The organism is Paenibacillus sp. 4624 (assembly GCF_050435065.1).
GTDB lineage: Bacteria > Bacillota > Bacilli > Paenibacillales > Paenibacillaceae > Paenibacillus > Paenibacillus amylolyticus_D.
In genome coordinates this window covers 374,444-392,439 of sequence record NZ_JBNDJR010000004.1, presented here as the reverse complement: position 1 = coordinate 392,439, position 17,996 = coordinate 374,444, and the positions used below count along the sequence as shown (strand labels likewise).

Annotated in this window: 18 protein-coding genes; 9 read left to right on the top strand and 9 right to left on the bottom strand. The window is 45.7% G+C overall.

Annotated features, from left to right (window positions below):
• Positions 1-18: 18 nt before the first annotated feature.
• Both ABIE27_RS12205 and ABIE27_RS12200 read left to right on the top strand, forming a co-directional pair.
• A complete protein-coding gene (locus ABIE27_RS12205; protein WP_429350598.1) occupies positions 19-771 on the top strand; it encodes a glycerophosphodiester phosphodiesterase in 753 nt (250 codons plus the stop codon).
• A gap of 73 nt (positions 772-844) precedes the next feature.
• A complete protein-coding gene (locus ABIE27_RS12200) occupies positions 845-1,477 on the top strand; it encodes a fumarylacetoacetate hydrolase family protein (protein ID WP_429350597.1) in 633 nt (210 codons plus the stop codon).
• Positions 1,478-1,625: 148 nt separating this feature from the next.
• Here ABIE27_RS12200 and ABIE27_RS12195 read toward each other — a convergent pair whose 3' ends face one another.
• Positions 1,626-2,030, bottom strand: coding sequence for a hypothetical protein (locus ABIE27_RS12195; protein ID WP_123064276.1), 405 nt, complete (start codon positions 2,028-2,030; stop codon positions 1,626-1,628).
• A gap of 238 nt (positions 2,031-2,268) precedes the next feature.
• Between ABIE27_RS12195 and ABIE27_RS12190 the strand changes: the two genes are divergently transcribed.
• The 4 genes from ABIE27_RS12190 (at position 2,269) to ABIE27_RS12175 (ending at position 6,802) form a co-directional block, all read left to right on the top strand.
• Positions 2,269-3,078, top strand: coding sequence for a DUF92 domain-containing protein (locus tag ABIE27_RS12190; protein WP_123064277.1), 810 nt, complete (start codon positions 2,269-2,271; stop codon positions 3,076-3,078).
• Between the two features lie 14 nt (positions 3,079-3,092).
• Positions 3,093-3,671 carry a TetR/AcrR family transcriptional regulator gene (locus tag ABIE27_RS12185; protein ID WP_123064278.1) on the top strand — a complete coding sequence of 193 codons (579 nt, stop codon included), beginning with the start codon at positions 3,093-3,095 and terminating at the stop codon, positions 3,669-3,671.
• A gap of 69 nt (positions 3,672-3,740) precedes the next feature.
• Entirely contained in the window at positions 3,741-5,678 is a 1,938-nt protein-coding gene (locus tag ABIE27_RS12180) for an ABC-F family ATP-binding cassette domain-containing protein (protein ID WP_123064279.1), read from the top strand.
• 179 nt (positions 5,679-5,857) lie between these two features.
• A complete protein-coding gene (locus ABIE27_RS12175) occupies positions 5,858-6,802 on the top strand; it encodes a hypothetical protein (protein WP_123064280.1) in 945 nt (314 codons plus the stop codon).
• Positions 6,803-6,998: 196 nt separating this feature from the next.
• On the opposite strand, the gene ABIE27_RS12170 is transcribed toward ABIE27_RS12175, so the two are convergent.
• The 5 genes from ABIE27_RS12170 to ABIE27_RS12150 all read right to left on the bottom strand — a co-directional run bounded on the left by ABIE27_RS12170 (position 6,999) and on the right by ABIE27_RS12150 (position 11,134).
• A complete protein-coding gene (locus ABIE27_RS12170; RefSeq protein ID WP_123064281.1) occupies positions 6,999-8,039 on the bottom strand; it encodes a M42 family metallopeptidase in 1,041 nt (346 codons plus the stop codon).
• A gap of 103 nt (positions 8,040-8,142) precedes the next feature.
• Positions 8,143-8,529 (bottom strand): LapA family protein, encoded by a 387-nt coding sequence (locus ABIE27_RS12165; protein WP_123064282.1) that lies wholly within the window; start codon positions 8,527-8,529, stop codon positions 8,143-8,145.
• A 134-nt stretch (positions 8,530-8,663) separates the two neighbouring features.
• Positions 8,664-10,454 (bottom strand): oligoendopeptidase F, encoded by a 1,791-nt coding sequence (pepF, locus tag ABIE27_RS12160; protein WP_123064283.1) that lies wholly within the window; start codon positions 10,452-10,454, stop codon positions 8,664-8,666.
• Positions 10,455-10,711: 257 nt separating this feature from the next.
• Entirely contained in the window at positions 10,712-10,897 is a 186-nt protein-coding gene (locus ABIE27_RS12155; protein ID WP_123064284.1) for a hypothetical protein, read from the bottom strand.
• Between the two features lie 3 nt (positions 10,898-10,900).
• Complete coding sequence (locus ABIE27_RS12150) at positions 10,901-11,134, bottom strand: hypothetical protein (protein WP_090924721.1); 234 nt, start codon at positions 11,132-11,134, stop codon at positions 10,901-10,903.
• A 163-nt stretch (positions 11,135-11,297) separates the two neighbouring features.
• Here ABIE27_RS12150 and ABIE27_RS12145 point away from each other — a divergent pair, with 163 nt between their 5' ends.
• Positions 11,298-11,495, top strand: a complete 198-nt coding sequence (locus tag ABIE27_RS12145; RefSeq protein ID WP_056700251.1) for a cold shock domain-containing protein — start codon at positions 11,298-11,300, stop codon at positions 11,493-11,495.
• A 110-nt stretch (positions 11,496-11,605) separates the two neighbouring features.
• On the opposite strand, the gene ABIE27_RS12140 is transcribed toward ABIE27_RS12145, so the two are convergent.
• Positions 11,606-12,778 (bottom strand): MFS transporter, encoded by a 1,173-nt coding sequence (locus tag ABIE27_RS12140; protein WP_123064285.1) that lies wholly within the window; start codon positions 12,776-12,778, stop codon positions 11,606-11,608.
• A gap of 99 nt (positions 12,779-12,877) precedes the next feature.
• On the bottom strand, positions 12,878-14,218 hold the full coding sequence (locus tag ABIE27_RS12135; protein ID WP_123064286.1) for a multi antimicrobial extrusion protein MatE: 1,341 nt from the start codon (positions 14,216-14,218) through the stop codon (positions 12,878-12,880).
• A 180-nt stretch (positions 14,219-14,398) separates the two neighbouring features.
• Here ABIE27_RS12135 and ABIE27_RS12130 point away from each other — a divergent pair, with 180 nt between their 5' ends.
• A complete protein-coding gene (locus ABIE27_RS12130) occupies positions 14,399-15,478 on the top strand; it encodes a tetraprenyl-beta-curcumene synthase family protein (protein WP_123064287.1) in 1,080 nt (359 codons plus the stop codon).
• Positions 15,479-15,531: 53 nt separating this feature from the next.
• Positions 15,532-16,503: a 6-phosphofructokinase gene (pfkA, locus tag ABIE27_RS12125; protein ID WP_123064288.1), complete on the top strand. Its 972-nt coding sequence runs from the start codon at positions 15,532-15,534 to the stop codon at positions 16,501-16,503.
• Positions 16,504-16,617: 114 nt separating this feature from the next.
• On the opposite strand, the gene ABIE27_RS12120 is transcribed toward pfkA, so the two are convergent.
• Entirely contained in the window at positions 16,618-17,967 is a 1,350-nt protein-coding gene (locus ABIE27_RS12120) for an MATE family efflux transporter (RefSeq protein WP_123064512.1), read from the bottom strand.
• Positions 17,968-17,996: the final 29 nt, after the last annotated feature.

The following is a 17,996-nucleotide window of genomic DNA, read 5'->3' as shown; positions in this document are numbered from 1 at the left end:
TGCTGAGGAGAGATGATGATGAACAATCTATGTGTAGCCCATCGTGGATTTTCTTCCATTGCACCAGAGAATACGATGGCCGCATTTAATATGGCGATGGAAAGACCGGAAGTCCAATGGATGGAACTGGATGTGCAGTTATCACGGGACGGCGTTCCTGTAGTGATCCATGATTTCACACTGGAGCGTACGACGAATGGTAAAGGGCGAGTTAAGGATACCGATTGGTCTGTCTTGAAACAACTGGATGCAGGATCATGGAAAGGCAAGAACTACACAGGCGAGCGTATACCTTCCCTGAGCGAACTCTTGGATCGTTCCTGCGGCAAAGTTCGATTAAATATTGAATTGAAAACACAAGGAGACATGTATCCCGGTCTGCCTGCAGCGGTGATTCACGAAATCAGAAAAAGACATATGCAACATGATGTTGTCATCACATCGTTTGAGCCAGCTGCATTGGTTGAAGTGAAAAAGCTTGCTCCTGAGTTAGAAACGGGTCTTATCATTGATGCCAAACCAGGGGATTTGCTTGCGGTACTCCAACAAATGCATTGTACGTTCCTCTCCATCGGATACACCAATGTAGACAAAGCGTTAATGAACGAAATGAATGCTGCAGGCATTCGAGTGATGGCGTGGACAGTAGATGACAAGGCAAGTATGAAAAAGCTGGCTGCGATCGACCCAGATGTAATGATATGTACGAATCGTCCTGATGTCTGGGAAGACGCGTTTCAGGAGACGAGTAGCCGCTTTTTCAGACCTTAAGGTAAACTGAAGTTGAACGAACAAACGAAGCAATGAACGAAGTAATGAATCCAGTAAAGGTGGTTACAACTCTATGTTGACGAATATTCGCAATGTATATTGTGTAGGACGAAACTATAAGCTTCATGCGGAGGAACTGGGTAATGCCGTTCCGGATGAACCGATGATTTTTATGAAGCCTTCTCATGCAGTTGTGCCATTGAACGGAGAGTACTTAGAATTGCCAGCTTCTAAAGGCGAAGTTCATTATGAGGCTGAATTGGTGATTCGCATTGGTCAGAATTACAAGCCAGGAGTGGGTGTCGATGAGCTGGTCGATGCCTATGCATTTGGTATTGATTTTACGTTGCGTGATGTACAGACAGTGATTAAGAAAAAAGGACACCCGTGGACGGCTGCCAAAGGATTTAAAAATGCTGCACCCATCACACCCTTTCAGACATTTCCTGGAGCAGCGGCGCTTCTCGAAAAAGATTTCACCTTGACAAAGAATGGTGTTCAGGTTCAGCGAGGCAATATCGTCAACATGATCTTCAGTTTGCAGGATATTGTGGATTATGTAGGTCATCATTATGGCCTCGGGCCGGGGGATATCATTTTCACAGGTACACCTGAGGGAGTGGGAGCTGCGCAGCCGGGAGATGTGCTTGAGCTGGCATGGGCCGGTGAATCATTAGGAGCATGTACGATCAAGGCAGCGGAGTAATTGAATCAACGCTGTAAGCCGCAAGGTGAATTGCTATAGAGCACAAACACGAATCAAAACAGTTTCGTGTTGACAGGAGGGGCGTAATTGCGCTCCTTTTTGCGTTGCGCTGCCTTGAAGTTTTTAATACATCGAAGCGAAATTTGAATTAGATATATGCTCTGTTCGCACTCTCTGCGATCAACTCCGCAATTTCCATGGACTGAAGAGCGTGTTGCTCAGAACTGATACTGCCGCTAGCAAGGCGCTCATCCAGTTGTGTCTGGAGCTGTTTGATCTGAATGGCAACGACCTTTGCTAAATCACCCCCGCTACTCTCTGCAATCGTTCGTAACGAATGCCCTTGATACAGCTTCTCCGCCAGTTCCTCTTCGGAAGCCTGATTCAGTGCACCCAGCAGATCATCATCTTCATTCTCATTGCTGTTATCCAGGTCGACAATAGACCATTTGGGTTCGGGAATGGGGGAGATGGTTGATTTACTCCATGCGGAGCCTGCGAAAGACATCGTTACAATCATTGTACCTAGTATAAAAACCCTTTTCATATTCATCGTTATTATGCTCCTTGTTTTGTGTTGTGTATGAACCGAATTGTAGTTGTTCAATTGATCTTGTTGGTTGAGCTAGCCTTATTGTAACTCCGAAACCTGAAGTAAAACTTAAAAATGAATTAGGATTTGTCTAGCTGCATGTTCAGTTTCTGCTTTGGTGTCAAACCGTGGTATAATTAACATTCAAAAATATATAAACGTCATGTGAACGGTATTGATGTCACATGCAGGAGAACCTATGGATTGGATTATTGGTGCTGTGTGCGCTTCTCTGGTAGCGGGGGCCGCTTATGCAAAGAGATCGCTAACCCTGTCTGGATGCCTTGCCGCAATCCTGATGGGTACGATATATTACGGGGCAGGCAATCTGTTCTGGTTTGGCACACTGTTATTATTTTTCATCACGTCAACGCTGCTTTCCAGGTTTCGCAAAGACCGCAAGCAGGAGATGGAGAAGTCTTATGCCAAGACAGGTAATCGGGATGCCGGGCAAGTGATGGCTAATGGCGGTATAGGTATGCTGTTATGTCTGGCAAACTGGATCATGCCGCATCCAGCGTGGTTGTATGCTTTTATCGGGGTTATGGCAACAGTCACCTCAGACACATGGGCAACCGAAATCGGAAGCCTCAGTCGCAAGCCTCCTCGCTCTGTACTCACATGGAAGATACTAACCCCCGGAGCCTCGGGAGGTGTTTCTTTATTAGGGAGTTCAGCTGCTGCACTTGGCGGTATTGTCATTGGTGTGGGGGCATTTGTTTTTGCGTCGATTAGCGGATTGGAACAAACAGGCTGGTTCGGCTGGACCTTGGTTGGACTGATCGGTGGGCTAGCAGGAGCGTTCGCGGATTCCTATCTTGGTGCAACCGTGCAAAAGATGTATCGTTGCACAGTATGTGGCCGAGAAGTTGAAGTTCATGAACATTGTGGTCAGCCAACATTACAGGCTCGGGGCTGGACCTGGATGAGTAATGATCTGGTCAATGTGCTTAGTTCTGTGATTGGTGCATGTATAGCTATAGGTTTAGGTAGTATTTTGGCGTTGTAAGGAGGGGATACAGGTTGAATACGGTACAGGGAGACAAATCGGAGGTCATTCTGGATGCGGCCTACGGCATATTTGGATCGAAAGGGTTCTATGAGACTAAAATGTCCGATATTGCCGATGAGGCTGGCATTGCCAAAGGCACGATTTATCTTTATTTTAAAAGCAAGGAACAACTGTTTATCGCTGTAACCAAGCGGGATTGTAACAGTTTTATCAGTCGTTTGGAATATGCATTGCAAGCGCACGAGAACACGGGTGACAAGCTTGGCGCGATCGCCAAAACACATCTGACCTATTATTATGAACGACGCAATCATACAAAGTTATTTTTTATGGCACCCAATAATGACCCGGATTTGATGAAGTTTATGAAAGCTTTTATGAACGAGTATATGAGCATGGTATGCAAAGTTCTGGAAAGTGCAGGTGTACCAGAGCCGGCGCTGCTTGCTGAAGCGTATATCGGTATTCTGGATCGGCTGAAGATGAATATCATGCTGAATCCAGAGTTCAATGAACAAGATCTGAACAAACGAATCGCTTTTGCGGCGGCGCTATTTTTGGACGGATGCCGTTCCTTTTTGCGAGTATAAGTAGGTTTGCTAGAGCGTGTATTAGAGGATAGAGCATTTCAAATTATAGAGAAGTGTGGGTAACGGGCAATGAATATAATGACGGTAGAACAGATTGCAAAAAGTTATGGCGAGAAAATCCTGTTTAAGGATGCTTCCTTTGGTATGGCGGATCAGGATAAAATCGGTGTTGTTGGTGTAAACGGCACCGGTAAATCGACGTTTTTGCGCGTTATTGCAGGTATGGAGCCTGCGGACGAGGGGCAGATCTCCATCGGCAATGATGTACGCGTGCAATTTCTGGCACAGAATCCGGATTTTAATCCGAGCAATACCGTATTGCAACAAGTATTTGAAGGCGACAGTGCCGAGATGAAAACTGTGCGTGAGTACACGGAAACGATGGAATTGCTGGAATTAAACCCATCCGATACGGCCTTGAACGAACGTCTGATGCGCCTGAACCAACAAATGGAGCAACTTCAGCTTTGGCAGATGGAGAGTGAAGCGAAGAGCATTTTATCCAAGCTGGGTATACAGCAGTTCGATGCAGTAATGGGAACTTTGTCAGGTGGACAACGGAAAAGGGTTGCGCTTGCTTCCGCGTTAATCCATCCTTGTGAATTGCTCATTCTCGATGAGCCCACGAACCATATCGATAACGATTCCGTCGTGTGGCTGGAGCAGTATTTGCAGAAACGCCGTGGCGCATTACTGATGATTACGCATGATCGCTACTTCCTGGATCGTGTGGCCAATGTCATGCTGGAACTTGATCACGGGCGTTTATTCCGATATGAGGCGAATTATACGCGGTTTCTGGAGCTGAAGGCTGAACGGGAAGAACGGGAGTCGGCTTCAGACCAAAAGCGGAAAAATCTGCTACGAACCGAACTTGCGTGGATTCGCCGCGGAGCTAAAGCGCGGACAACGAAACAAAAAGCGAGAATTGATCGTTTTGAACAGCTCAAGGAGCAACAGGGTGTTCAACGTTCGGGTTCCCTAGAAGTGTCTGTTGGTTCTACACGTCTGGGGAAAAAGATAATGGAGATTGAACATCTCTCCAAATCTGTCGATAGCCGCAAGTTGATCGACGATCTCAGCTATATTGCTGTACCTGGCGATCGCGTAGGTATTGTAGGCCCGAATGGTAGTGGTAAGTCTACTTTATTACAGATGATTTCAGGCCGATTGCAACCGGATGCTGGAGAAGTTGTTCTAGGGCCAACCGTGAATCTGGGTTATTTCACTCAAGAGCATCAGGAGATGGATGAAACGCTGCGAGTTATCGAATACATCAAGGAAGTGGCTGAGAATATAAAAACAGCAGATGGTTCATTGATCACTGCTTCCCAGATGCTCGAGCGCTTTTTATTCAACCCCACCGCTCAATGGACACCGATTGCTAGGTTGTCTGGCGGAGAGAAACGTCGTTTGTATCTGCTTCGCATTTTGATGGCTGCTCCGAATGTACTGCTACTGGATGAGCCGACCAATGACTTGGATATTCAGACACTTGCTGTGCTTGAAGATTATCTGGATGATTTTCCGGGCGTTGTGTTCGTTGTATCCCATGATCGCTACTTCCTTGATCGTACAGTGGACAAAGTGATGGCATTTGAGGGGAATGGCTCGGTGCGTGTGCATGTGGGGGATTATAGTGAATATGCGGAATGGATGCTGAAAAATGCCTCTGGAAATCAAGAGAGCGGTGCGAGTGCAGCCAAGAAACAGGTCACTGAGAAAAGCTTTGAAGTTTCGACTCCCGCTACAACGCAGGCAAAACCTAAATTAAAATTCAGCTTCAAGGAACAGCGTGAATACGATCAAATTGACGAAAATATCGAAAAGGCTGAAGCAAACCTTGCCCGGATTAACAAGGAGATGGAAGAAGCCTTTAGCGATTCAGCGCGTCTGCAAGAGTTGATGGCAGAGCAGGCTGAGGCTGAGCGTCACTTGGATGAATTAATGGAACGCTGGACTGTGCTTAACGAGCTAGCGGAGCAGATTGAGCAAAACAAATCTTAACGGTTTTTGTAAGCAAACCATACCAATGCCTTTCTTCATAAGGCGGCGTAATGCCGCTTTGAAGGAGGGTATTTTTTGTTTAAATAATATTTATGCATTAGACGTCCAAGATAAAAGATGAAACGTTACCCTTGTTTATTGCGTTTTATTAGTAATGAATTCCATAGAAGGGAGAGAGCGTGAAATTGATCAATAATGTAATTAATGAACAACTCGCCATGCTTAAGGAAAAAGGAAGAATCTATGAAAAATGGACGAAACGACTTCATAAGCTTCAAGAGGAGGAGAAGCAGTGGGAAGCGAAGGTGGAACGTTGTACCTTAGCTCTTCAGAAGGAACAGAAGGACGTGGATCGGCTGAACGGCATGAGCTTGGCCTCATTTTTCTATGATCTGATCGGCAAGAAGACGGAACGTTTGGAGAAAGAAGAGCTTGAACTGCTGGAAAGCAAGTCAGCTTATGATACGGCATACCGAATGTTACAGGATGTACAAGAGCAACGGATTCAAGTTGAGCAAGAACTTCAAAGACAATCGCAATATAAGTTCTGGGAGAGTGACTATCAGGTTTTATGGGGGAAAAAAGAGCAAGGCTTGCTTAAGCAGGATGAAGAACTGCAACAATTGGCCGAAGATCAGGAACATCTGGCGAGCGAACTTCAGGAGCTTAACGAAGCTCTCAGAGAAGGAGATTATCTGGTATATGCACTTGAACGTGCAGAGAAAGCTTTAGAATCAGCAGGAAATTGGGGGATCTATGACATGATGGGGGGAGGTACTATCTCTACGCATATCAAGCGCAGCCGTATGGATGATGCACAAGTGGCTATAATGGATGCAGGCAAACGTCTGCGTCGTTTTCAGAAGGAATTAGAAGATGTGGAGATGGCAGTAAACGCCGATTTGAATTTGGGTGGTCTACTGTCCTTTGCGGACTATTTCTTTGATAACTTCTTTGTGGATTGGATGATTCAGGATAAAATTCGCAGCGCCGAAAAACAGGTGAAACATGGACTAAGCATGGTCCGACAGACAATACAGGTTTTACAGAGGGAAATTAAGGATCACGAAGCCCGGCTTCAAGTTCAGGAACGTCGATATCGCGAGTATGTGGAACAGGCCTAATCATGATCTTATCTATGTGGCTATATGGTTCCAATAATAAAGGACACAACTTTCACACGCTGTTGATGCGTTGAGAGAATGTGTCCTTTTTAATATTGAGCATGACTTCATTAATAAACTGATTGAACTGAATCAAAGCAATAAACAAAGCGAATGTGAATGAAGAAGTAAGAAGTAAGTTACCTTCATTCCATCCTTACTTCGTAGTAATATATGCAGCAAGTAGCTTGGCTGTATTGATAACCGCGCTTTTGTGCGTGCGTTCCATAGAGTGAGAAGCGTGAACGCCAGGGCCAATCAGGGCAGCGCGAATATTGTTTCCTCCGCGCAAGGCAGCACTGCCATCAGAGCCATAGTGGGGATAAATGTCTACCGCGTAGTCCATACCATTTTGTTTGGCCAGCTCAATAAGGCGGCTTGTCATATCGTAGTCATAAGGACCGGAAGAGTCTTTTGCACATATGGACACATCCGTTTCTTTACAGCTAAGATCATCACCCATGGCACCCATATCCACAGCGATCATTTCGCTGATATCTGCTGGGATATATGCAGCTCCGTGTCCAACCTCTTCATAGTTTGATATCAACAGGGAAACGTTATGTACGGGCTTCCAGCCTTCACGATGAGCGGATTCAAGGATGCCGAACAGGGCAGCTACACTGGCTTTATCATCCAGATGGCGAGATTTGATGTAACCGCTTGGTGTAATGACAGCCCGGGCATCAAAGGAGATAAAGTCCCCTACACTAATACCTAGCTTTAATACATCTTCCTTGGAGGTTACGACCTCATCAATTCGAACTTCCATGTGATTTTCCGAGCGTTCAAACGTACGGGCATCAGGGTATACGTGCACGGATGGATGCAGAGAAAGAATCGTTCCCGTATAGACCTTGCCGTCTCTTGTGTGAATGGAGCAATATTCGTTCTCGATGCTATGCATCGTAAAACCGCCAACAGAGGTCAGTTTTAACGTGCCATAAGAGGTGATGGACCGCACCATGGCACCAAGCGTGTCTACATGCGCACTTAAAGCAATGGTTCTGGAAGGCTCTTCACCGGGCAAGGTGAGCATAGCCCCGCCTTTGTTGTTCAGTTCACAGGAAATGTTCAGGGAACCCGCTTCCTTGCGAATCATCTCGATAATGTGGTGGGTGTATCCGCTAGGGCTGGGTGTATCCAGTAATTTTTTCAAAAATGACAGAACGTAAGATTCATCAATAGTAAAACTCATCGTTGTTTTCCTCCTTTGTCTTACAGGTACAGGACAAATAGAATACAGCCTGTCTGGGAGAATGTATGTCCATTCCAATCTACCAGCAGGCTGTTTCTGATTTCTACAACGTACCTGTATTGTTACCTTTTGGCTGAGTCTGGATTGAATCGTTGTGCAGCTGGTGATCGTGTTCAGGTTCAGCTGAGCGGGTGGAATCCATGTTATCGTACGAAACGGATGTAGTAGCGCTGGCAGCAGAAGCTTCCAATTCAGCTACGCGCAGATGCAGGCGTTTATTCTCCCGTTGCAGTCGATACTGACGGTAAATCCCGTAAGAACCTACAATAATACCTCCAATTAAAGTACAGCCTAAAATAAGCAAAATCAATGGAACCCGAACCGTATTGAATAGCAGGTTAACCTGAACAGAATCTACATTGATGACTGCGAAAATCCCTGTCAGCAGTGCAAAAACAAGACCTGCGATAAGTGCCCATTGCATTTTCATGATGTTGCCTCCTTGTTGTGAACCGATTGCGAACTAGAATGCATTACCCTTTTTCAAGCGTACTGCATCTCGCTTGATTATAAAATCCCTTGCCCTTCCGGGGCAAGGGATATGAATTACAGGGGATAGCAACCTTATTTGGTTAACTGTTCCATCTGCTCGATCAATTCTTTGAATACACTCATCGCTTCGCGAATAGGCTGCGGTGTTGACATATCCACACCCGCTTTTTTCAAGATGTTGATGGAGAAGTCGCTACCGCCACTCTTGAGGAACCCGAGATAACGATCGACTGCAGGCTGGCCTTCTTCCAGAATTTGCTTCGAGAAGCTGGTTGCAGCCGAGAAACCTGTAGCGTATTTATATACATAGAAGCTGTTATAGAAGTGGGGAATACGTGCCCATTCCATCTCGATATCTTTGTCAACGACCATATTTTTGCCATGGTACTGTACATTGAGATCATAATAAATTTCTGACAGTAGCTGTGGTGTAAGAGCTTCGCCTTGTTCTGCGCGTTCATGAATAATTTTCTCAAACTCAGCAAACATGGTCTGACGGAATACCGTAGTCCGGAACTGATCTGCATAATACGTAAGTAAATACAGTTTTTCCTTCGGATCTGTGGATTTATTCAACATGTAATCCATCAGCAGTGCCTCGTTAGTCGTTGATGCTACTTCTGCAAGGAAAATCGTATACTGTGCATCACGATAAGGAAGGGTTGTATCCGAATAATGGGAATGAAGCGCATGACCCATCTCATGTGCCAATGTGAACATGCTGTTCAGATTGTCCTTATGGTTGAGCAGTACATATGGGTGAGTGCCGTAAGCACCCCACGCGTATGCTCCTGAGCGTTTGTTCTCATTTTCGTACACATCAATCCAACGATTATCATACCCAGCCTGAAGAGCCTCTGCATACTCCTTGCCAAGCGGCGCCAGACCTTCCTTGACTGTCTTTTTAGCTTCGTCGTATGTGATGTCCATCTTGTATTCATCCACGAGTGGAGCGAATAGATCATACATATGCAGTTGATCCACACCAAGCAATTTTTTGCGGAGATCCATATAACGGTGCAAGAGTGGAAGACTTTCATGGATCGTATCTACCAGATTGTTATAAACATCCGTCGGGATGTTGTCACCATACAGGTTCATTTCCATTACTGAAGGATACTTACGCACGTTGGCATAAAACATATTTTTGGTTACGTTGGCATTCAGAGCTGCGGCAATCGTATTTTTCTGTTTGGCATAGGTTTCATATACTGCTTTGAAAGCACGTTCCCGAACTTCGCGGTTTGGATTCTCCAGAAACTGAATGTAGCTGCCATGTGTTAGTTCAACTTCTTTTCCATTCTCATCCTGAATACGTGGAAACTTGAGATCCGCATTGTTCAGCATGCTGAAAATGGTCTGCGGTGCTTGAGACAGATTGCCAACCTGAGCAAGCAGTGCTTCTTCCGCCTGGCTTAACACATGAGCCTTTTCCCGTTTCATCTCTTTCAAGGTAAAGGTATATGCGGAGAGCTTCTCATTCTTAATAAGGGCGTCAAGCTCTGAATCCGGTAAAGAAAGAATCTCAGGTGTGACAAAGGAAAGAGCTTCGCCTACCCGTACTCCGAGTTTCTGAGCTTTTTGCGACAGGCTTTGATATGTAGGGTTTGCTGTGTCTTCATCCTGATGCATGCGGGCGTATACGAAAAGTCGTTCAAGCTTGAGTCCGATTTCGTCTTCAAATTCAAAGCTGGCTTTTAGCACGTCAGGCTGATTCAATTTACCTTGAAATTCGGAGGCTTTTTTCATCATAGAAGATACTTCTTCATACTCCTGATCCCAAGCCTTCTGATCGGCATATAAATCTTCAAGTTTCCATGTATGCTCTGCTGGCACCTCGGAACGTTTCAATAGTTTACTCATGGGAATCCTCCTTTGATTATGTGCTGAAAATACGGGCATAGCCGCCTTCGTCTCCTGTGCTAGCGCAACAGGAGACGAAGGGATAAGACTAAGAGCCAGAAGAACAGATAACGATTTCTGATATTTCAACGGCCTTCCTCCTTACCATACGAATAATTCAGAAAAATGAATTCCCAATTACTTCGTATAGTATGACCTGAGCACAGCCGAAATATTTGAGAGCCTTGATCTGTTTACAGACACGTTGAGTGTTTGTATCAGGCTCCCATGTTATAGAGGTAATATACGATTAGAAAAAAGGCGAAGCAGACGAGCAACGTAGCGATTAGAGCCATTCCCCTTCTTAGACGATCCGGAACGGAATTACGTCCCAGGATCAGCGCAAGCCCGAGTGCGAAGGCAAGAATAATAAAGATAACAACATTGCCTGAATCAAGCTGCATCGATTAAACTCCCTTGAAGGCAGCCATTAACGCACGCCATTCCTCTTCGCGATTTTCAAAATCCTCTTTCGGGAAACGACGCTCAGCCCAATGCATTAATGCAGGACGGCTGAGGAATGTGTGGCATTCTTCGCCCCATTCTTCAGAAATTTCCCGGAGAACGAGATATTTGCCTTGTACTTCTACAGTCATCATATTCCACTTATCTGTTTTGTATATTTCGTGTTTTTTTATCATAGGTAGTCTCCAAACTAACGGTTTTGGTAAAATGATACCGTACCCTACGATGCAAAGCAAATTTTTTCATCAAATATGGAAAAGATAAATTGCAAAATGGAAGCCCATACAGTATAATGAGGTTATTCGCCATAGATGGCGATATTTTTAGGAGGTTGTTCATTTGAAAGGTACAGTTAAATGGTTTAACGCAGAAAAAGGCTATGGCTTTATTTCAGTTGAAGGCGGCGAGGACGTATTCGTACATTTCTCCGCAATCCAAGGCGACGGCTTTAAAACATTGGAAGAAGGTCAAGCGGTAGAATTCGAAATCACTGATGGAAACCGTGGTCCTCAAGCAGCTAACGTAACTAAATTGTAAGATTTTTCCGTCATACACGGACTTCTTATAAATGATCGATTATAGCTGAACATCACAAACACAAGCACAGTCCCCATTTGGAGACTGTGCTTTTTTTGGTTTTGCAACGATCATGTGGAACGATGTGTTGTTGTGCGTAACAATTGAAAGCCGAAACCAATCAAGGCGGCCAAAGCAAAACTCATCGCAGTAAGATAGAACGTCTGACGTCCTGTAAGCTCTAATAACAAGCCACCCAAGGTGCCGCTTAGAAGTCCAGAAGCGCTAGACCACACAATCGTAAATAAAGCCATGCCCGTTGCTCGAAAATCATCGGGAACAAGTCGGGTTATATAACGAACCGCGGTGACATAAAAAATACCGAAAGTAACGCTGTGCATCGTTTGAATAAGAACAACGGCTGCCGGTGTATGCGAGACAGACATGAATAGTAAGCGAATGGTATACATCAAGGCCGCTAAGGTGAGAAGTGGGAGTTCCTTATATTTGTTACCATATTTGCTCAGTAGCAAAAATATCGGGATTTCACTCACGGAAGAGATGAGCAGGGACCAGCCGATCAATCCTTCGCTGGCACCCAAATCTTTGAGAGTGATCGTCAGAAAGGCTTCGTTCATCCGATGGCCCATAGCCAGCAGAAACACACAGCCGAAAAATGCAAGAACATCTCGTCGTTTCAGGATGGCCCACAACCCGGATAAATCCATTCTGCTACTGCCACCAGAAGGCTGGTCCCGTAATTGAAAGCTGATCAGTAATGTTACAGCTGCAAGGCTGATGCAGATCCACATCGTCCATTCGGAACCAAAAGAGCCAAGGACATAACCGATGCTAAGGGCGAAAAAGGCATATCCTATGGAACCGAACACTCGAATAGACGTGAAATTTCGACCATATTTATTGGCCGTTGTAATAGCCATCGTATCCGACAGTGGGTAGACCGGATAATAGAAAAAGTAAAATAGAGTTACAAGCACAAACACTTCGCCAAAACTTGATGCATTGGCAAGCAGGATTCCAGTAATTAACTGGCCACCAAGCAATAGGATCATAACTTTCCGTACGGTCTTGTATTTGTCACTCGCCATGCTCCAGAACATATTGGAGAAAACAGAGATGAGCGGTCCGATGCCATACAGGTAACCGATCTCGGCAGGACTGAAGCCAAGGTGGCTGAAGTAAAGCTGGAAGTACGATACTACCAGTGCGGTAGAACCAAAGATGGTGAACATCAGAGCCCGAAGCCAGTTCTGATCTGGCCGGGCCGTATGACTTAATTTCATGATGAGAGACTCCATTCTTAAATCTGATTCAGGTTATTCGTTAATTTCAATAACTCGATAATTTGTTTCATAAAACGCATAATAGTGTTTCGAAGTGGATCAGCCTTTCAAGGATGAAGAGCCGCGAGATGGCGGTATGGACATCGTTGGTTCTTTTTGCGTGCGCCGGATAACAAGCCATACAATAACAAGTTCTGCAAGCAAACCAAGGGATTGGGCGGCTGCTCCGATCATGCCATTCCATGCGGGGAACAAGCTGACCAAAATAAGCAATACTATTATCGTGCAAATGGCATTGGCGCTTTGTGAGCGAAACATCGTTTTGGTCTGTCCACGAAGTAGAATCAAACCATTGCTGAAATCCAAAAAAGGAGAGATCAGCGGGAAGAGCACAAACGCGCGAAGTGTCCAGAGACTTTGTTCCAGCAGCTGACCCTGAACACTCATAATGTTTTCAAATACCCATGGTCCCAGAGGCGTATACGCAATGGACACAGTCATCGCGAACGGAATAAAACCTGTAACAAGCGCGAACTTCTTAACGAGTTTAGCATCAATCAGATAGAAGTTAAGCACGATCTGATGGATATAGGTAAAAAAGCTTAACATGAGCTGCATCAGACTGCTTGCTACGGCAAACGAAGAGATAGCCAGCGCGATTCCGGTTGTTTTACCGAGCACAATGTTAATGACAGGACCTATAAACAGGGCTACAAAACTGGATAAAAGCAGTGGTTTGTAAAAACGATACACATCTCCCTTGCTCTCAACGGGATGATCCTCAAGCTTGGCAGGCATTTTTCGCATAATGTTTCTGCCTTCCAAGAAGCTAACCAGGGCTTCAATCATCATTCCCGCAGCAAAGATGATAGCGCCTACACGACCACTGTTGATGGAGTCTGTATAGATGAAGTACAGGGATAACCCATACATACCTGCTAACCTGAATACCATGCCGATCGTGAGCCATTTGGTTCGATTGTTTGTGATGATGATGCCTTGATAGATATTACGGATGACAGAAAAGATACTGACATACATCAGGATCTCGTACACATCGATCACTTTGCCTAGCAGATCGGGGCTGACGCCAAACAGATACTTGAATACACCGGTACCAATGGGTGAGTACACAATAAGAAATCCGATTAGTAGCACACAGGCCAGAAATATTTTGGTCACAAACGTAAGAGCCTGAAAAGAGAGGCGGTCACGCACCAGCGCGGAACAGGTTTGGCGCAGCAAAGTGGAGGGACGCTCCGTAAGGGTCAGCAAACTTCCCGCAATGGCATAACTTGCAATAACGGTCTCTGGATGAGCAGAGCGTGCAAGCGTGCTGTTAATGATGACGTGTGATATCGTGACTAAAGAGGCGGAGATGCCAAGAGGCACAAAAAAAGAAAATAACCGTCTCCACGAAAGTGGTTCACCTGACGACATGTCAACGACTCCTTTGATGGATAGAAATATGGATAGTATATCATAAAGCTTTGGAAGGGGATGCGATTTTTTACGCGGTTTATGCGGTAGATCATTTGTACAATTAAGGGGATCATATTATAATAGGAATGGTTAAAATCGCTCTAATACGTATTCAACCAAAGTGGAGGCACATTTATTTTGAGCCAATCAAATCGAAAACGTCATCAGTACCCGCGAGGACCGCTGGCATTGATGAGAGGGGTGTACAAATACACCATTCCGGAAACGCGTAAGGCATTGAATGGATGGCGTGCTCAGGCAGAGACAATTCCCAATGAGGAATTACGTACACAAGCACTTGCCAGTCTAAGGGATAAGCAATTTCACTGTGAAGGTGGAACGGTCTATGCTTTAGCGGATATGTCCAATAGACATATTCTCATTCCGCTAATCGTTTCGTATCAAACCATAAGTGATTATTTGGACAATCTGTGTGACCGCAGCACCTCGATGGACCCGGATGATTTTCGTTTGCTCCATCAATCTATGCTTGATGCGGTAGATCCCGAGGCAACACCTGTCAATTATTATGCGCTCCGTGAGGATCAGGATGACGGTGGATACCTACGGAATCTGGTGACGACATGCCAGGAGCTCACTCGTCAGCTACCGGGATATGCGTCAGCCAAGCCCCAAATACAGGATCTGGCAGGCCTATACACGGACCTGCAGGTATATAAGCACATCAAACCGGAACTGAGAGAAACGGCTTTGCTCGAATGGTGGTCGGAGCATCGCCACCGCACACCTCAGTTTCGCTGGAACGAATTTGCCGCTGCTACGGGCTCTACTCTGGGTGTATTTATGCTGTTTCTCGCTGCAAGTGACGATCAGCTGACCGAAGAGCAGGCGGTATCGATCCACACTGCCTATTTCCCGCACGTATGTGCATTACACATCATGCTCGATTATTTAATCGATCAGGATGAGGATCGTGCTGGAGGGGATCTCAACTTCTGCAATTATTATGAGAATGTAGAGATGATGCTGGATCGAATTGCTTTTATTGTGGAGATGGCTCGCAGCGATGTGCAGAAGATTCCGGGAACTTCTTTTCACCGGATGATTATTGAAGGACTGATAGCCATTTACCTGTCTGATCCCAAAGTCAGCGAACAGCATGAAGTTCGCGTCGTGTCCAAACGCTTGATGAAGAACAGTCCAATTACACGTGTGTTTTTCTTCATTTTCAGTCGGTGGATACGAAAGCATATGTAAGTCAGGTGTATTGTTGCGGAGCCTGAAGTGAAACTAGAGGAGGAAGAAACATCATGACAGCAGTAAAGAAAATCGCAGTGCTAACGAGCGGTGGCGATTCACAGGGGATGAACGCGGCTGTTCGTGCGGTTGTTCGCAGCGGACTATTTCACGGATTGGAAGTGTTCGGTATTCAGCGCGGATACCAAGGGCTTTTGAACAATGACATTTTCCCGATGGATTTGCGTAGCGTGGGGGATATTATCCAGCGTGGGGGAACGGTTCTGCAATCAGCGCGTTGTAAAGAGTTTTATACCGCTGAAGGCCAGCAAAAAGGAGCAGATATTTTGCGTGCACGCGGTATTGATGGTCTCATTGTAATCGGCGGGGACGGTTCATATCATGGCGCGAACAAACTGAGCAAGCTAGGTATTAACACGATGGGCTTGCCAGGGACGATTGATAATGACATCTCATTTACAGATTACACGATCGGATTTGATACATCCGTAAGCGTCGTAGTGGATGCGGTAAACAAATTGCGTGACACGATGTCTTCCCATGAACGTTCTTCAATCGTTGAGGTTATGGGCCGTCACTGCGGTGATATTGCGCTTCATGCAGGTCTTGCTTCCGGAGCGGAGACGATCCTGGTACCGGAAGTACCTTTTGATATGGACGAAGTAGCGGAGCGTATGAAAGCTAACTTTGCACATGGCAAGCGTCACAGTATCATTATTGTGGCTGAGGGTGTAGGTAAAGGCGAAGACGTAGCTAAGGAACTAATGGAACGCTGCCCGACGTATGAGCCGCGTGTTACCGTTCTTGGACACATCCAGCGCGGTGGTACGCCAACGCCGTTTGACCGCAACCTCGCTAGCCGTCTTGGTGATTTCGCCGTTCGTAGCTTGATTGCGGGCGAGACGGATAAAGGCTGCGGACTTGTCAAAGGTGAGCTGGTTCTGACCGATATTGATAAAGTGGTAAACACTAAAAAAGCATTTGATATGGAAACGTATGAGCTTGCACAACGCTTGTCTCAATAATTCCTTTCAACAAAAAAGAGCACACTCCGTATGATTCGGAGCTGTGCTCTTTTTTATTTGATATGCTCTCCTTCTTCTACATAAAGAAATTATGCGAGGAGGAACACTGTTTGCTTATGGGCGAAGGGAAGCTTGCTTTTGGACCCGGAACAGTCTCCACAACAGCGCAGTGGCTCCCACTGCGAGCCCGGCAATGAGACCAATCCAATATCCAAATGCGCCAAGTGAAGTATAAGTTGCTGTGAAATAACCAACGGGCAGACCGATAATCCAATACGCGACAAAGGTAATGATCAACGCAGGATTGACATCCTTGTATCCTCGCAATGCCCCTTGTGTAGGGGTAGCAATGGCATCTGAAATTTGGAAGAAAATCGCATAGATCAGAAAATGCTGCGTTAATGTAATTACTTCCTGTTCATTCGAGTAAATTCTCGCAATCGGCTCTCCGAACACCAGCAAAATAATCGCTGTAATCAAGGAAAGGCCAATAGCTCCCCCGATCCCGAGCAGACTGTACTGTTTGGCGTCTTTCAGCCGGCCTGCACCATTCTCAAAGCCAACCAGAATAGTGAGTGCCATACAGATGCTCACAGGTAACATATAGAGCGTGGAAGCAAAGTTCAGTGCTGCCTGATGGGCGGCTATAGTAACCGTATCGAATCGGCTCATCAGCAAGGTAACTGCAGCGAAGATAGACGTTTCAAAAAAAGTTGCAAACCCGATCGGGACCCCAATGACGAGGAGTTCCTTCCATTTGCTAAGCGAGATCGGTGACCATTGACGGAAAATAGAATACTGGGCGAATGGCTCCATACGATGCGCGAAAAACAGGCTGATCAGAAAAATAAGCCAATATGTACATGCTGTGGCCACACCAGCACCAACACCGCCTAATTGAGGAAAACCCCATCGCCCAAAAATGAGCAGATAGTTCAGCAAAATATTAACGGGCAGCGAAACGAGTGTGATGAGCATGGTAATACGTGTCTGTCCAAGCGCATCCATAAAACTGCGTAACACCGTATATCCGAACAGGGGCATAATGCCAAAAGCAAGCGCACACAGAAAATAAAATGCTACATTTGCAACATGCGGCTCCAAAGGCATCGCGTTTAATATGGAACTTAGAAGCAACACGCCTGCCCCTAACACGATAAGGCCTACAGCAATGCCCAAGTAAAGAGCCTGAATGACGCTCCGTCCTATCTGATCATGCTGCCTAGAGCCGAGCAGGTGAGAAACAACAGGGGTTATTCCCATCAATATCCCGCTAAGTCCGGTTTGGACGGGCATCCATAAGCTTGTACCTATAGCGACACCTGCGAGGTCAGCTGGTGAAAACTTACCGGACATGTTGGTATCAAAAAACGACATGGCCGAAAGCGCGATCTGAGTGGTAAAGATGGGCAAAAATATGATCAGGAACTGTTTGATTTTTTGTGGAAAACTCGATGTGTTCATATTCACTGAAGAGGCCTCACGATCTATAT

What these genes read in the sequence shown, in the direction of transcription:
- ABIE27_RS12205 (WP_429350598.1), top strand. Translation starts at nt 19, where the DNA reads ATGAACAATCTATGTGTAGCCCATCGTGGATTTTCTTCCATTGCACCA.
- ABIE27_RS12200 (WP_429350597.1), top strand. Translation starts at nt 845, where the DNA reads ATGTTGACGAATATTCGCAATGTATATTGTGTAGGACGAAACTATAAG.
- ABIE27_RS12195 (WP_123064276.1), bottom strand. Translation starts at nt 2,030, where the DNA reads ATGAATATGAAAAGGGTTTTTATACTAGGTACAATGATTGTAACGATG.
- ABIE27_RS12190 (WP_123064277.1), top strand. Translation starts at nt 2,269, where the DNA reads ATGGATTGGATTATTGGTGCTGTGTGCGCTTCTCTGGTAGCGGGGGCC.
- ABIE27_RS12180 (WP_123064279.1), top strand. Translation starts at nt 3,741, where the DNA reads ATGAATATAATGACGGTAGAACAGATTGCAAAAAGTTATGGCGAGAAA.
- ABIE27_RS12170 (WP_123064281.1), bottom strand. Translation starts at nt 8,039, where the DNA reads ATGAGTTTTACTATTGATGAATCTTACGTTCTGTCATTTTTGAAAAAA.
- ABIE27_RS12165 (WP_123064282.1), bottom strand. Translation starts at nt 8,529, where the DNA reads ATGAAAATGCAATGGGCACTTATCGCAGGTCTTGTTTTTGCACTGCTG.
- pepF (WP_123064283.1), bottom strand. Translation starts at nt 10,454, where the DNA reads ATGAGTAAACTATTGAAACGTTCCGAGGTGCCAGCAGAGCATACATGG.
- ABIE27_RS12155 (WP_123064284.1), bottom strand. Translation starts at nt 10,897, where the DNA reads ATGCAGCTTGATTCAGGCAATGTTGTTATCTTTATTATTCTTGCCTTC.
- ABIE27_RS12150 (WP_090924721.1), bottom strand. Translation starts at nt 11,134, where the DNA reads ATGATAAAAAAACACGAAATATACAAAACAGATAAGTGGAATATGATG.
- ABIE27_RS12140 (WP_123064285.1), bottom strand. Translation starts at nt 12,778, where the DNA reads ATGAAATTAAGTCATACGGCCCGGCCAGATCAGAACTGGCTTCGGGCT.
- ABIE27_RS12135 (WP_123064286.1), bottom strand. Translation starts at nt 14,218, where the DNA reads ATGTCGTCAGGTGAACCACTTTCGTGGAGACGGTTATTTTCTTTTTTT.
- pfkA (WP_123064288.1), top strand. Translation starts at nt 15,532, where the DNA reads ATGACAGCAGTAAAGAAAATCGCAGTGCTAACGAGCGGTGGCGATTCA.
- ABIE27_RS12120 (WP_123064512.1), bottom strand. Translation starts at nt 17,967, where the DNA reads ATGAACACATCGAGTTTTCCACAAAAAATCAAACAGTTCCTGATCATA.